Here is a 14627-nt window from a genome sequence, read left to right on the forward strand (position 1 = left end):
GCGTCACACCGCGCACAGGTCGAACGCTGTTCTGGTCAACAGCAGCCGCAGATGGGACTCCTGGGCCAGGCTGATGCCGAGCCGGTTGCACATCAGATGCGCGCAGCGCTCCACGATCAGCTGCGGCACCAGGTGGTTGATGTGCTCCAGGACGTCGGCCGGTGCCTCGAAGGTGGGATAGGCGTCCAGCTCGCCCAGCAACTCCAGTTCCACGAGGGTGTCGTTGAGGTCCCGCGTGGTCGTCAGCCATCTGCTCGCCACGGATGCCTCGGGCAGCGCCACGCCTCGCGTCGACGCCCACACCGCCTCCAGGCCGGCGCGCAGGTGGGCCTTGTTCGCGTCGAAGTGCTTCTCGAACTCCGCCGATTCCAGCAGCCGGCCCGTCCCGCCGCCGCTCTCGACCAGGAACCGTGTCTGGTAGGCGAGTTCGGGCAGGATGCCGGTGAACAGGGTGCGGTTGGCGGCCAGCATGGCGAAGGCGTCCATGGCGCGCTGCCCCGGCGTGCGGCCCCGGGCGATCAGTTCGACCGCCAGCGCACTGGCCGTCATGAGCTGCTTCTCGACCGCCTCCAGGGCGCGGCCGGTGCCGAACACCTCGGTCTCCGGCACGTAGTCGATGAACGCGACCGAGTTGTCCGGGTGCAACTCCGTGTCGTAGTCCGTCATCTGCTCCAGCTCGGCCAGGCCGGGCGCGGACTCCGCGTAGTCCTGCGCGGTCATCGACGACCGCGACGGCGACGTCCGGTAGAACTCCGCGGCCGTCTCCTCGATGACCGAACGGACCGCCTGGACGTGCTCCGGCGAGGTGAGCACCCGCAGTCGGAGATGCGGGCCGCCCTCCCAGTAGCGGAGGAAGAAGAAGCCGTCGGCGAGTCCGGCGCGGCGCAGCCGTTCGGCCGCGGGCCTGACGACGCCGACGACCGCGGCATCCTGGTCGCCGTGGTGGAAGAGGTGGGCGCTGACCCAACTGCGCTCAGACATAGGTGACTCCGGGCTCGTTCAGTTCCACGATGTACTCGGCGACGTGCTCGCCGCGGACGTGGCCGGGGTCCGGCACCATCTCGCTGATCTGCACGATCGCGTTCGGCTCGGCGAGCCTGCGTTCCAACCCGAGCAGCAGCAGCGTGCTCGCGAAATCCACGTAGTTCGGTTTGACGTCGTTGCTCGGCACCTGCCCGGTCCCGCCCCGGCCCAGGGCGGCCGGGTCGAGCACGGTGACGAAGCACCGCTCGGGGATGCCGTGCTCGGCCAGCCAGCCCGCAATCCGCAGCATCCAGGCCGCGTCGGTCGCGGCGTCGGCCCGCCGGGGCAGCCGGTCGGCGCGGGTCATCCACATGGCGCGCCGCAGCACCACGTTGCCCACCATCAGCCGGGGCAGACGGCGTACGCCGTTGTCCGCGCGCGGGTCCGAGGTCATCCTCAGTTCGGTGTGCGGGCCGAACCAGGTGTGGGACTCGCCGAACGCCTCCAGCATGAAGCGGGCGGCGGGCGGCAGCAGCCGGTCGGCTCCCAGACCCGGGTGCACCGGGCAGATCTGCTTGCCGAGCCGCCGGGACACCAACGCGAGCAGCCCGTCGTCGCCGCGCCGCACATACAGGTCGTTGACCGGCAGCAGGTCGTCGGCCTCGCGCACGCTGCGCACACCGGGATAGTCGACGGCCAGCCGGACACCCGGTTTCCTGACGTTGACCGCGGACCGGGCCACCGCCTCGAACTCGGCGAAGAGCACGTCGCCGCGGCTCGCGGCCGGCCCGGGTTCGGCGGGCTGGCCGGCGCGCAGGTCGAGTACGTCCAGGATCTGCCGTACCCGGTTGCGGCCGCGGCCGAAGCCGCAACCGATGGTGTTGACCACCAGTTCCGGACCGTGTGCGGCCTCGGCGAGCTGGCAGTAGACCGCGATCGACGCCGGAGTGCGGACCCAGTCCGGCCAGTCCTCGGCGAGCGCGCGCACCTCCTCGGGACGGACCCGGACCACGCCGTCCCGGTCGGGCGTCCGCTCGCCCAGCAGCCGCTTGCTCGCGGTGCGCAGCCGGTACAGCTCGCGCACCGCCTCGACCGGACTGTCCGGGCCGGCGAACCGGCTGTGCGCCGCCGCCGACGGCCCGGCGGGCGCCGGATCCGATCCGGCTCCGGCGGACTGCTCGGCCAGCACGTCCCGGTAGAACACCAGCAGCGGCACCTCCGCGCCGTCCGCGTACCGGCTCTGGAACAGCGAACCGAGCGTCAGCTTGAACGGCAGATCGGGCCCGATCAGGCCGAGCAGTGTGCGTACGGCGTCGAGGTCGTCCAGCAGCGGCTGCCAGCTCCGCCGGTCCAGCACAGCCGTCGTCCCGGGGTACACCGCGTTCTCGTAGAAGCTGTAGCGGGCGAACTCCTGCGCCAGCTTGGGGCTGTTCGCGTGGGCGTGGTCGCCCACCTCGCGCAGTGCCGTGTCCAGGCCGCGGATCACGGCGTCGCGGACGGCGACCCGGTCGGCGGGCGCGGTGATCGTCGGGTAGGTCGCCAGTGCCTCGTGCACCCCCTGGAGGGTCCGGTCCAGCCGCTCCAGGCCGGGCCGCCGGTGCTCGTGCAGCCAGGCGCGCAGGTCGGCGACCGGGTCCGGGGTCTGGTCGGCGAGCGGCGGGACCAGCTCCAGCAGGCCCAGTGCCACCAGCCGGCCCAGGAACACGTCGGCCCGGTGCCCGTCGCTCGCCAGGGCCCGCAGCCCGCCCCGCAGATCGTCCAACGTGCTCTCGGGCGTGGTCAGTTCCCTCACCCGGCGCAGGGTCGGGGTGAGCGCGAGGGTGTGCACGTACTCCGTGGGACGTCGGCCCAGGAACACCAGCGCGCCGTCGACGGCCGTGGCGCTGGGGTTGATCCGGATCCGGCAGCCGCCCACGAACTCCGGGCGTTCGCAGAGGGCGCGGGCGATCCGGTGCACCGATCCGACACTGATCTCGGTCGCGGTCGCCGCGACCAGCCGCCCCTCGGCCGGTCGTCCGGACCACTCGACGATGTCGTCGGCCCGGCCCCACGCGGCCAGGCCACTGCTGGTGAACGTGGAGTACGGGCTGGTCTTCGCCGCCGACCGGGCGAGGTACTGCGCCAGGCGCAGGACGCTCTGGCGTTGCGGCGCGCGTCCGGTGCCGAACCACTTGCGCAGGGTCAGGAACATGTCCGGGTTGGCGTGCACGAGGCCCAGCTGGAACGCGGGCACCCGGGCCGCGTCGCGCAGCGAGTCGCAACTCGCGGCCCAGTCCTGTTCCAGCTGGCCCGGCAGGGCCGCGAGCAGCCGGTCGCGTTCGGCGACCCGCGCCGTCCACTCCCGCAGCGGAGCGAGGACATCGGCGGGTACGTCGACCAGCCGGGCGGGGTTCACGCGGCGACCGCGGTGCACGGCCCTGCGCACCGCGACGAGCCCGGCCTTGAGTTCCCCGTCGCCCGCGGCGCCGATCGCCTTGTGCAGGAGGTCCGACAGGCCGCCGGTCGCGTCGGCGATCTCGGCGCGCAGCCGCACCAGCTCCCGGGCGGTGTGCCAACTCCGTGCGCACCGCAGCCCGTCCAGCGCCGCGACCGGACTGCCGGCGAGCCGCACCACGGCGGCCGGGCCGAGCACATACCCCACCGTGTCGGGACCGGCTTCCCACAAGGTGTCCATCACTCCACCGCCTCGGGCTCGACAGGCACGATCACACGACCGCCGGGCCCCGTCCTGGCCAGCAGGATCTGGAAGACCGGGGTGTGACGTCGCTCGGTCAGTCCGAGAGCGGCGCGGACGCCCTCGGCGTAGTACGCGTTGACGATGCGGCCCGACATACCCTGGGCCGCGGCGGCCACGCACACGCGGTGCGCGAGCAGCCCGGCCTCCTGGCTGATCACCCGGTAACCGCGGTCGCCGAAGGTGTCGAACGCCCAGTCGCGGTCGCCGACGAGATGGACGACGGCGTTCAGGTGCTCGAAGACCGGGCCGGGGATGGTGACGCGCTCGATCGCCGTGATGGCGTCGGTACCGGTGTCCGCGGGGCGGGTCGGGTGCAGCGCGCGGGTGTCCTGGTCGAGCCGGTAGCAGCCCGCGGGTATCCCGGTGAGGTCACCGACGGTCAGGTAGATCTCCAACGGGACGGGTGTGCCCGACGGCACCGCGTCGCTGGTGACATCGGTGCGGGCCCGGGCCAGCCGCGTCCACAGTTCGACCCCGTCGACCTGCGAGGCGACCGGCCGGAAGATCCCGGGACCCGAATCCCGGGCCCGCAGCACCTCCGCGAGGTCGATCTTCCGGACGTCGGCGGGGGGAAGGGGCAGCCCTACGGCACCGGGTGGGCCGGAGCCGACGGGTGCGCCGGGTTCGGCCGCCGCGAAGGCCGCGGTGTCCGTGCGCAGGGACGCCCGGTTGACCGCCGTCAGCGTCGGGCAGGCCTCGGCGACCTTCAGTCCGCCGGGCAGCACCTCCGGCACGATCGGGTCGATCGTCGCGGCCAGCGCGGCGGCGGTCTGGGCGACCGCGCCACGGCGGATACCGGCGTCGGCACCCGCGTCCGCGAGGTGGAGGGGCAGGACCACGAGGGCCGGTTCCTCGTCGCCGTCGAGTCCGAGCAGTTTGTGGACCGGTTCGTCGACGAACTGGTGGTGCACATGCGCCCGCAGGCCCATGGCCCGCGCGACCAGGTCGATGTTCCCGGTGAGCAGACCTGCCTCCTGGGTGCACAGCCGATAGGCGTAGTCGCGGTAGATGTACGCGGTCTTGGCGAACAGGCCGGAGAGCACGAACACGGCCTCCGGCGCCGTGCCCGCGGTTCCGGTCGCCCTGGCCAGCAGCCGCCGGTGATCGCCGTCGCGCAGGAGTACCAGCGCGTGGTGGGGGGCGTCGTAGTGGTAGACGCCGTCGGCCAGGCACACATACAGCTGGACGCCGAACAGGCAGCGCGCGGAGGCGACCATCCGGTGGTAGGGCCAGGTGCCGTTGGTGTCGAACTCCTGCCGGGAGATGCCGTAGCCGTAGCGCAGCAGTGTCGACAGCGCCGGTTCGTCGAGCGCCGCGACCTTCGTCAGCTCCCTGGGCACCCTGGTCGGCAGGGGGCGGCGGGGCCGGCCGCGGTACACCTTGAACTTCAGCGGCTCGTCCGGGTTGCCGTACTCCGACTGCCGGGTCTCCATCGCGACGGCGAGGTCCTCCAGGCTGACCCGCCAGAACTCCCGGCCGACGCCGTCCTCGCGGCCGGTCACGGAAACGGATGCGGGTGCGGGTTGCGCACCTCGGGCAGGCGGGGCAGTCCGGTCACCCGCCGGGCCGCGTGTCCGAAGGTCATCGGCACCGAGCCGGGTGCCATCACCTTGACGCATCTGAAGCCTCCCGCTGTCTGTTCCGTGGAGGTGGTGTCGACGGCTACGACGTCCATGCCGGCCGCGGCGAACCGCCGCACGGCCTCGTCGAGATCCGCGCCGATGTCGGTGTGGTGCGGCCATCGCCAGCGTGCGAGTCCCTGCTGCCAGGACAGCGGGACCGGGTCGTCGACCAGGAAGGAGTACCGGTCGAAGGTGGCCGGGTTGGCCGCGCAGAGCAGGTGGTCGGCCATGGACACGACGTCGTCGGGGTGGTCGGCCAGGTGCTGGGCGCGGTCGCGCCAGCCCGGGTCGAGCGCGAGGACGCTTACGTACTCGACGGTCTGGCTCAGTTCGTGCAGCGCGGCGAGGATCGCCTCGGCCGGGCGCAGTCCGCTGCCGCCGGTGGACACGGCCCTGGGCCGTCCGGTGCCGGTGACGTCCTCGGCGAACGTCCAGAACGACGGGATGCGATGGTCCCGCGTGGCGTCGAAGACGTGGACCCGGTAGCCCTGCCGCTCGATGCGCTCGGCGACGAGCGGGATCCGGCGGTCGGGCACGGTCGCCAGGTCCAGCTCGGGCAGGGGAGTCCGCCCGTACCAGGCCATGAGGAACGCGTCGCGCTCGGCGACTTCGAGGACGCCGTGCAGCACCGCCTCCTCGTAACACCCCCCGAGCGCGCAGCCGCTGGAGATCTCGCAGGCGAACCCGTGGCCGCCACCGGACGACTTGGGCAGCCGGTAGTAGACGAAGCTCTCCGGCACCAGCACCGGCCGGTCGCGGCCGAACGAGTAACCCCACACCCAGTTCGCCACCGCGTCCTCGGTGAACTCCCGGTAGGGGAAGCCCGGGAGCCGGAACCGGTCGGCGGGATACAGGCCGAGCGTGCGGGGATCGACCGCGGTGTCGGCCACGTCGGCGTAGCCGGCCGTGACGACGGTCCGCTTACCCGACGCGTACGCGGCGAGCCGTTCCAGCGATTCCGCCACCGCGATGGACCACGCGGAGTCGAAATCCCGGGTGCGGCCGTAGCCGGCCGCCTCCTTGGAGACGCCGGGCACGGCCATGACGGCCTCGGTGAACGGGAACGAGTGCTGGGTGTAGGAGGTGACCGACGGAACCAGACCGCTCTGCCCGTCGACGTAGGCCGCGGCGAGCGCGTCCCGGTCCAGCGGGCGGACACGGCTCGACTCGGGCGACAGCTTGGGCCGGGCCTGCCTGACGGGCTTCGCGCCCTGCTCGGTGTCGGCGGGCCGGGCCGAACAGCGCGGGCAGCGCGGGTCGGTGAGGAAACCGTGCCGGGACAGCGCGAGCGTGGCCGTGTCGACGGTCCAGAACCGCCGCTCCTCGGGCCCCGCCGAGGCCAGCCCGGCGACGGTGTCCGCGAGGAAGGTCGGCAGCTCCCGGGCCGGCACCTCGACGGCCATCTCGGCGGCGCGTTCGACGGATGCCGCCGCCGCGCGCCGCGTGCTCAGACACTCCGGGCAGCCGGGCGGCCACGGCCCGACGACCACCTGGTGCGGTTCGACGAGCACCTGGGGCCGATCAGCCATGGACGACCACGGCTCGCACCACGAAGGGACACGTCCGGGCCAGGAAGGGATCGTGGTCGAGCGGCACGGCGACCACGCGTCCGCCCTCGCGCGTCAAGACCGCCACGGCCTCTTCGAGACCCACGGAATCCGACAGCGCCCCGGCCTCACCGGTCCCCCCGATGTCTCCGCGCAGGTGCGCGGGCAGGTCGGGCACGGACGGCGGCGCGTAGACGGGCTGGTTCGCGGCGCGGGACTGATAGGCGAGCAGCGTCCGCTCCAGCCCCTTCTCCAGCGCCGCGCCGGCATCCAGGTCGCTCACGTAGGCGACGGTGCCCGTCGGGGTGCTGAACGCGAACGTGGGCAGGCCGGGCGGCCCGGACAGATCGTGGACATCGAAGGGCTGCTCGACGATCTCCAGCAACTTCAGGTAGCGCGCACCGCGCGGGGTCAGCTTCGCGCCGTCCATGTCGAGCCGAGGGAACGGTTCGGTCGCGGTCGACAGTGCCGCTACGACGTTCTCGTTGGCCGCCGCGACCACCGCGGCCCGCACGGCTTCGGGCCAGTCGCTCCCGGAGGCCGCCGTCCGCGCGGGGAAGACCGCCGCCGCGTCGACCGACACCGTTTCGCCCGTCAGCACGTCCAGGCCGTGCAGCCGGTCGCCCCTGCGGGGGTCGGCCATGACGGCCGCGTAGCGTTCCAGCGCGTGCCGCACCGCCCGTTGGCGCGACTCGACGACGCTCTCGCCGTAGCCGTGCACCGGGAACGGACCGCCGGCCAGGCCGACCGGGTCGGAGACCATGACCTCGCTGACGAACAGCGGGAGTTGCTCGTAGTCGCGCTCGGTGATCTCGGCGAACACGCCGGTCCGCGGGTCGACGCAGTCCACCGCGCGCCGGGCCAGCTCCTCGTCGTCGACGGGCGTCGCCGCCGCGAGCGCGGCCAGTCGGGCCGGGTCGTCGGGGACGGCGGGCAGCGCGAGCGGGTGGGGGAGGAACGTGTGGTTCGCGGTCTCCAGCGTCTCCAGGTCGAACCGGACCAGGTGATCGGCGCCCGTGCCCTCGTCTATGCCGGTGAGATGGCGGAACGCGGCGAAGCACAGGTGGTTGGCGACCAGTGCGACCGTGGGGCCGCGCAGGAACTCGCTCGGCGCGATCTCCGGGTGGTCGCGCAGATCCGCGCCAACGTTGTCGGGTGCGAGTGCGCACAGCCGCCGCCAGGCCGATTCCCAGGCCGTGGCGTCGCCGTCCTCGCCGATCACCGGGCCGATCCACGCCTCGTCACCCACCACGACCACCTGCGCGGACGCGGCACCCGCGGCGCCGGCTGCGGCCGAGAGCAGCCGGGCACGTTCGATCATGGGACGGTCGGCGACGTGCAGCACCATGGTGGCGTCGGCCGCCACCCGGTCGAGGTGGCGGTCGGCGACGTCCCGGTAGGCGATCCGCTGCTCCGGGTCCTGCCCCTGGGCCACGGCCAGGTGCTCGGCGACGCGGTCGCGGTCGAACGGCGACTCGGCGAACGGCGCGAGCACGGGTGTGCGCACGCCGGCGCGCAGTTGCGAGTTGGCCAGGGCCTGCAACAGCGGACCGGCCCCGGCCAGGACGACGGTGCTGTCGCGGTAGCGCTCGAAGCGCAGTTCCGGCGAGTCGGTGAAGTACTCGATGAAGGCGATGTTGGCCGCGTAGGCAGTGGCCAGGTCGGGGGTCAGCGTGTGCGGACGGTCGTCCAGCACGTTCTTGACGTACCCCTTGCCGTGCAGGAGCATGATCAGCTTGGCCAGGGCGGCACGGCTCGACTCCGGCACGGCCGCACACAGTTCGCCGAGGGTCCGGGTGCCGTCGAGCATCGGCGCGATCCGCTGGATCCACTCGTACGTCGACGCGCCCTTGAGCATCGACCCGCCGAGGTTGCTGCGGATGTACGCGCCTTCCTGGACGCGCATGACGTAGACGTCCCCGCGCAGTCGCGGCCGCACCTTTTCGACATCTACTTCCATGACCACCGCTTCTTCATGAATTCGTTGATGACTGGTCAGCAGGAGGACCGAGAGCCACCCGGTCCCCTTTCACGTACACGCACCGGCTAGAGCACATGTGCCGGAAAAATCAGCACCCGGATCAGGTGCAGGAGCAGCACGGGCAGCAGCAGCAACAGCTGCTCGCACCGCCGGAAGCGGACAGCTCCGTCAGGCCGTAACCGGCCGTCACCGAGGCGGGTACCACCTTGCCCAGGTCCACCAGCTCGAAGGCGCTGTCATCCAGCACCAGCTCGTCGAATTCCTCCATGTCTTGCACCTCCTTCCCCTTTGTTTATTTTTTTGACAAGTGAAGTCGTTGTGACAGTTGATTTCATGTCACAGCGACTTCACCTCGGGCAGCACCTTGTCGCAGAAGAGCTCCAAGGTCCGCCGAGCCTCGGGGAGTGGCATCGCACCGAAATCGATCTGCCACAGGATGTGATCGACACCGCCGATGTGGTCGTTGAAGGCGCGGATGCGCTCGATGACGGTGGCCGGCGATCCGGCGATCGCGCCGCCTTCCGTGTAGAGCTGGGCGGGGCGCAGACCGCGCAGCATCCAGCCGAATCCGGAGTAGCCGCGGTAGGCCGAGGACTCCCGCTTGTCCCACGGGCTCACGGCCTCCGCCCACACGTCCAGGTAGCGCCGCAGATAGGTCTCGGCGATCTCCTCCGCGCGTTCGTCGGTGTCCGCGACGACCAGGGGCAGGCTGGCCGCGACCCGGGGCCGCGACCCGGAGCCGGCGTGCGTGGCCTGGTACGCGTCGCGGTAGAGGGTCAGGTGATCACGGAACTCGTGCGGCGAGATCAGCGGGGTGATGAGCAGTCCCAGCCCTTCCGTGCCCAGCCAGGTGAAGCTCTCCGGCGTGCGCACGGCCGCACCCCACATCGGCGGATGCGGCCGCTGGGTGGGCCGCGGCAGCCCGGTCACGTCACGGTAGGAGAAGAACGGTGTCTCCTCGCTGACCTTCTCCTCCGTCCAGATCCGCCGCACGGCTCGAATGGTCTCGCGGAACCGGTCGGTGCTCTCGTCCAACTCCAGGCCGAGGGCGTCGAACTCGTCGGGCAGATAGGCCCGCGCGAATCCCACGTCGAGCCGGCCGCCACTGATCGCGTCCACCTGCGCGGTTTCCGCCGCCAATTGAATGGGGTGATGGAATACCGGCAGGACACAGCCGGTCATCAGCCTGACCGACTTCGTCCGGGCAGCCACGGCGGACAGGAAACCCAGCGGGCTGGGGCAGTAGCCGCCGTAGTGATGAAGATAGTGCTCGGTCATCTTGACTGAATCCAGGCCGCCCATTTCGGCCTGGACCGCCAAATCCAGCGCGTCGCTGAAGTAGGCCTGCGGAGATTTCGTCTCCGGCGTGCAGTCAGGAAGAAAGGAAAGCCCGAAGTGCACCGATACCACTCCCTACCAACAACCGGATCCCCATCGGATCGACGTGGGATACGCACCCATGCGGCCCGGGTCTGTCTGTGCCATCAGGATGTTTCAGGGGGAGACGCTACGTCGGGCCGCCGCCGCGGTTGAGCCGGGACAACGTCCCTTTTCGAGGACGAGGGTTCTCACGCACGAGCCGCACCGGCCGTCCCCTCGGCGATGCGGCGGTGACACCCCCTCCCGCACACCTCCGGTGCGCCGGGCGGCAATCCGCGGCACTGATCCGATCCGCAGTCCCTCGTGCGTAGTCGGCCTGATTTCAACTATGTCGTTCCGTGTCGCTGCCGTATCAATGGGGATCGTAAGTTCTGACGGACCGTCACATTCGATCCCCCGCAGTGTGCCCGCACCCACCCGGCCCGGGGTCGCCATCCCACACATGGCACTCCCATCACACGGGAAGGGACCACGATCCCCATGAAACGCTTAACCACAGGTGCGGCACTCACGGCTGCGGTCATCGCCGCCACGACGCTGGCCTTCGCGCCCTCCGCGTCCGCCGCCGTCACCCCGGGCTCCGCCACCATCACCGCCTCCTGCGGCCTCTTCGGCGGCGGCGCGGCCACGCTGACCGCGACCCAGGTCAGCACTACGTCAGCGACCATCACCCTCAGCTCCACCGCCATCACCACGCCGCTCGCCCTGTCGGCGAACTCCATCAACTCCACGCTCACCATGACCAACTCCACCGGCGCCAACCGGGTGTTCAGCGGCACCGTCAACCCGGCCATCCCCGCCAACGGCGCGGTCACCGTCGGCCCGCTTCCCGGCGCCGTGGCCGTCGGCGACAGCCTGGACTTCTTCAGGGGCTCGCTGAAGATGGTCATCTTCGGCATCTCCGTCACCTGTACGTCCAGCGCCGCGCAATTGCCCGGGCCCTTCGTCTTCAGCTGAGCCTGCCGTGAGTGAGTGATTCGTTCCGGATGCCGCGAGAACTGACCGGTCTGATGATCTGCCAGCTCTTGCGGCATCTCCACCGGCCTGTCCGTGCCGGGAGTACGGCCTTGAAGACTCTCTCGGCGTTCCTGACAAGGGAACCAACCGTGGACGCCGTGCAGTCACGATGTTCTTCTCGCTCGTGCCGTCCAGCTCAGTGCGGCGGCTCTGGCCAGGTGCAGGTGTGCGCGTTCCTCGGGAAGTCCCGGTCCGCGCATGCGGACGTGGTGGAGATGCAGCAGGTCCGGGAGCAGGTCCTGCGGGGGCAGCGTCCCCGCACCCTCAAGTGCGCCGCGGTAGGCGGCCAGCGCGGCCCGGCGTGCGGACCAGCTCGCGGTGACGCGCCCGTCCGGCACCGGGGTGCCGGGGGCCCGGGGCGTGAGGAGGGCGGTCGTCAGGGCGATGGTCTGGTCGTAGACCGCTCGGTGTGGGGCGCTGCGGTCCGTGTGGGTGTGTCCGACCAGCCAGCGCATCGCCTTCTCGTTGTCTCCCAGCAGGCCGGCGGCGATGTCCACCATGCTCGCGGCGGTCACCGCACGAGCGTCGGGAGCGCCCGGATCGGCCTGCGCGGTGAGCTGGGCGAGGACGGCGGCCGAGTCGGCGGCGAAGTACTCCTCGGCCGCTTCCGTCGCCGCGGGACCGCCGAAGCGCGCGGTCTGCGGGTAGTAGGTGTCCAGGCTCGCGTGGGTGATCAGGCCCGCGTGCCGAAGCCGCCGGATCCACTCGCCGATCCGCTCGACAGCGGTGCCGAGTGAACCGGGCGCGCAGGTCAGACGGAGACGTAGGTGGTCCTCGGGGTCGCGGTGGCGGACGAACCACCAACGGGGTTCTCCCAACTCCCCGAGCAGGGCAGGCAGATGCCGGGTCAGGAGCGGATCCTGACGGTCGCGGTGCCCGTGCAGGCCGACGGAGAGCAGGTTGCCGCTGCCGGGCGGACGGCCGTGTTCCCGGCCGACGACGTAGCCCGATCCGCGGACCGGTGCGCGGGCCTGATCCAGAGCAGCCAGGGGGACGACGATCTCGTGGGCGTGTCCGCCGGCCCAGCCCAGGTCCCCGGGCTCCGGCGCGGCACGCAGCAGAGCCTTACGGTCGCGCTCCACGTGGGTACGGAGCAGGAGCCGGTGCGAGGGCTCCGCCAGGTCCAGGTTCATGCGCCGGTCTCCGTCGCCCAGGTACACGTGCTCGGGCAGGCCGACATCACGACGCCACTCGGCCAGGGCCTCGTCCCACTGCGGCCATGGCGTCCGCGCGTCGGGCAGGTCGTCGTCGCCGAGTGTCCAGCGGGCCGGGGACAGTACGGTGCGGCCGTAGCGCAGTGCGGGGAGGAACGGCAGGCTGGACACGGCGGCTCCCCACGAGAACCCGGTGCACGGGATGGCCAGTGCCACCGGTGCCTCGACCAGGAACCGCGCCAGCGGATGGGTGTGGTGGGTGAGATCCACCGCGTTCAGCAGCATCGTGTGCACCGGGCGGCGGCGGGAGACCGAGACCAGGTGCAGTCGCTCGGCATCGGCGGTCACCGCCAGGTCCGTCACGGGCAGCAGGCCCGGGTCCGGGCCGTGGTGGTCGCCGAGGGGGATCACCAGCTCGGCCGCCTGGGGGGTGTGCGCGACGTTCGCCGAGCGTATGTACAGCGGGGTGGTACTGATCTGCGCGATCAGCGCGTCCTGTTGTACGCCGGGCAGGCCGGCGTACACGTCGGTCATCCGGCGGCGGTCGTCGGCGTCGAACAGATGGAGAAAGCGCCCGGTGGCCGTACCGGCCGCACGGGCCACCCCGACGACGTGCAGAGTGAACTCCCCTTGTTCCAGGGCGGATACGCTCGCTGCGTGGATCCGGACGGTCACCTCGGTGCTCGGCTGCACGGGCCGACCGGGATCCGCCACCGCCAGTTCGTCGATCGCGGCATCATCGAGTCGGACCTGGTGGCGGCGCCTCGTCGCGGCGGTGTACGCGAGCCGCAGCAGCCGGCTGTCACGGGCGGTCAGCGTCGGGCCCGTCGACGCGGCTGTGGACCCGAGATAGCCGGACGGGTAGCCGAGGAGGTCGACGGCGTCCAGGACGGGCACCACCGCTCCCGGGCCGTAGCGATCGAGGAAGCGGCCGTGCCAGGCGACCCAGCCGGGGCTCAGCGCCGCCCGCGGCGCCAGGCGTGTGAGCACCGCCGCGGCCGACGCGACCTCCTGGGCCACCGCCTCCGGGATCACCAGGTCCCAGTCCAGCCGCAGGTCGAGGGCGAGCGCGGGTTTCGCGGCGGGACAGAGCCGTGTCATCGCGGCCCTCACCCGTGCGCGTTCGGCGCGGGCGTCCGCCGGGGCGGCGGCGGTCGCGTCGTCGTGCCGTGCCAGGCCTGCCGCGACCTCGCGCAACTCGGTGGCTTCGGCCGCGGGCAGGTGCTGTACGCGTCCGAGCAGGGCGGCGATCGGGTCGGAGGCCATGACCGCTGGACGCAGACCGGTGATCAGGAATCGCTGTCGTGCCAGGTTCGCGAGCAGGGTCTCGATCGCGGTGGGCGAAGCGGCCGGGAAACCGGCGGAGAGTGTTTCGGCGAGATCCGCCCACAGGACCGGGACCCGCGCGCCGTCCATGGCCATCCTGACCGGCCCGGTCGCGCGTATCCCCACGTGCACGGGGTCGCCGTCGTTCGCGCTGCTTGAGCGGTGTTCGAGCATCAGGCGTCCGTCGCGCTCGAACGCGAGGCTGGAAGCGAGCAGCGTCAAACGGGGTCGGAGTTCACGGTGTTCCTCCAGCCGGTCGACAAGAGCCGCGGTCCATGCCGCGTCCGGTCTGGTCACCGCTCGGTGTCCGGTGCCCGCACGCAGCAGGGGAGTCGCCCCTGTGCGGGCGACCCCGACGCCGGCGAACAGGCCGAACGGAGTGGCACGTGAGCGGGCGCGCAGCAGGTAGCGCACCACCGAAAGCACCGCGCGCCGCACGGCGGGGGCCGGCACCGGCTCGCCGACGCATATCTGGTGCACCCGTCTCGCCAGGTCCGGGCTGGAGAACTCGACCGCGGTGGCGAAATCGGTTGCCTGCCACGTCTGTTGAAGCCATGCCCGCCACGACTCCGTGTGCGCGGCCGGGCCGGTCAGGTCCGGCCAGACCACCGGGTGGTCGGGACGCCGGACCGCCGCCCGGACCACGGCCGCATCGACATGGCGGTACAAACGGCCCTCCAGCGGTACAACGGCGTTGTCCTCTATCTTCCCGAACCGCGCGGTGCCTGCGGCTCGAACGCGAACTCTGATGGCCATACAGACCGGGCCGCGCAGGCTCGGCCCCTCGACGGGGAGCGCGCACGGTCCTTCGTCCCGGTCGGAGCGGGTGCGGTGTCCTGCAAGCCACGCACCCACCGCCGAGCCAACCGCGTCGCCGTCCGTCCAGACGTGCCAGGAATC

Annotated in this window: 9 protein-coding genes; 1 reads left to right on the forward strand and 8 read right to left on the reverse strand. The window is 71.6% G+C overall.

Going from position 1 to position 14627, the window contains the following annotated elements; genetic code table 11:
- Window positions 1-3: 3 nt before the first annotated feature.
- The 7 genes from ACIQBL_RS29940 to ACIQBL_RS29970 all read right to left on the reverse strand — a co-directional run bounded on the left by ACIQBL_RS29940 (window position 4) and on the right by ACIQBL_RS29970 (window position 10260).
- The gene (locus tag ACIQBL_RS29940) at window positions 4-981 is read right to left on the reverse strand and encodes a lantibiotic dehydratase C-terminal domain-containing protein (RefSeq protein ID WP_401946656.1); all 978 of its coding nucleotides are present in this window, start codon (window positions 979-981) and stop codon (window positions 4-6) included.
- Window positions 974-3637, reverse strand: a complete 2664-nt coding sequence (locus ACIQBL_RS29945; protein WP_401946659.1) for a lantibiotic dehydratase — start codon at window positions 3635-3637, stop codon at window positions 974-976. Before ACIQBL_RS29945 ends, ACIQBL_RS29940 begins: the two co-directional genes overlap by 8 nt.
- On the reverse strand, window positions 3637-5202 hold the full coding sequence (locus ACIQBL_RS29950; protein WP_401946662.1) for a SagB family peptide dehydrogenase: 1566 nt from the start codon (window positions 5200-5202) through the stop codon (window positions 3637-3639). Before ACIQBL_RS29950 ends, ACIQBL_RS29945 begins: the two co-directional genes overlap by 1 nt.
- The gene (locus tag ACIQBL_RS29955) at window positions 5199-6851 is read right to left on the reverse strand and encodes a TOMM precursor leader peptide-binding protein (RefSeq protein WP_401946664.1); all 1653 of its coding nucleotides are present in this window, start codon (window positions 6849-6851) and stop codon (window positions 5199-5201) included. Before ACIQBL_RS29955 ends, ACIQBL_RS29950 begins: the two co-directional genes overlap by 4 nt.
- Window positions 6844-8829 (reverse strand): hypothetical protein, encoded by a 1986-nt coding sequence (locus ACIQBL_RS29960; RefSeq protein WP_401946667.1) that lies wholly within the window; start codon window positions 8827-8829, stop codon window positions 6844-6846. The genes ACIQBL_RS29955 and ACIQBL_RS29960 overlap by 8 nt, the downstream gene beginning before the upstream one ends.
- A gap of 121 nt (window positions 8830-8950) precedes the next feature.
- Complete coding sequence (locus ACIQBL_RS29965) at window positions 8951-9118, reverse strand: thiomuracin/GE37468 family thiazolyl RiPP peptide (RefSeq protein ID WP_107067791.1); 168 nt, start codon at window positions 9116-9118, stop codon at window positions 8951-8953.
- A 68-nt stretch (window positions 9119-9186) separates the two neighbouring features.
- Window positions 9187-10260 carry an LLM class flavin-dependent oxidoreductase gene (locus ACIQBL_RS29970; protein ID WP_401946669.1) on the reverse strand — a complete coding sequence of 358 codons (1074 nt, stop codon included), beginning with the start codon at window positions 10258-10260 and terminating at the stop codon, window positions 9187-9189.
- Between the two features lie 450 nt (window positions 10261-10710).
- Here ACIQBL_RS29970 and ACIQBL_RS29975 point away from each other — a divergent pair, with 450 nt between their 5' ends.
- A complete protein-coding gene (locus tag ACIQBL_RS29975) occupies window positions 10711-11187 on the forward strand; it encodes a hypothetical protein (protein ID WP_401946671.1) in 477 nt (158 codons plus the stop codon).
- A gap of 164 nt (window positions 11188-11351) precedes the next feature.
- Here ACIQBL_RS29975 and ACIQBL_RS29980 read toward each other — a convergent pair whose 3' ends face one another.
- Window positions 11352-14396: a lantibiotic dehydratase gene (locus tag ACIQBL_RS29980; protein ID WP_401946673.1), complete on the reverse strand. Its 3045-nt coding sequence runs from the start codon at window positions 14394-14396 to the stop codon at window positions 11352-11354.
- Window positions 14397-14627: the final 231 nt, after the last annotated feature.

It is taken from the genome of Streptomyces sp. NPDC088350 (assembly GCF_044753545.1).
Classification (GTDB): domain Bacteria; phylum Actinomycetota; class Actinomycetes; order Streptomycetales; family Streptomycetaceae; genus Streptomyces.

Coding starts and splice junctions, on each gene's coding strand:
- ACIQBL_RS29940 (WP_401946656.1), bottom strand. CDS start 981: ATGTCTGAGCGCAGTTGGGTCAGCGCCCACCTCTTCCACCACGGCGAC.
- ACIQBL_RS29945 (WP_401946659.1), bottom strand. CDS start 3,637: ATGGACACCTTGTGGGAAGCCGGTCCCGACACGGTGGGGTATGTGCTC.
- ACIQBL_RS29955 (WP_401946664.1), bottom strand. CDS start 6,851: ATGGCTGATCGGCCCCAGGTGCTCGTCGAACCGCACCAGGTGGTCGTC.
- ACIQBL_RS29960 (WP_401946667.1), bottom strand. CDS start 8,829: ATGGAAGTAGATGTCGAAAAGGTGCGGCCGCGACTGCGCGGGGACGTC.
- ACIQBL_RS29965 (WP_107067791.1), bottom strand. CDS start 9,118: ATGGAGGAATTCGACGAGCTGGTGCTGGATGACAGCGCCTTCGAGCTG.
- ACIQBL_RS29975 (WP_401946671.1), top strand. CDS start 10,711: ATGAAACGCTTAACCACAGGTGCGGCACTCACGGCTGCGGTCATCGCC.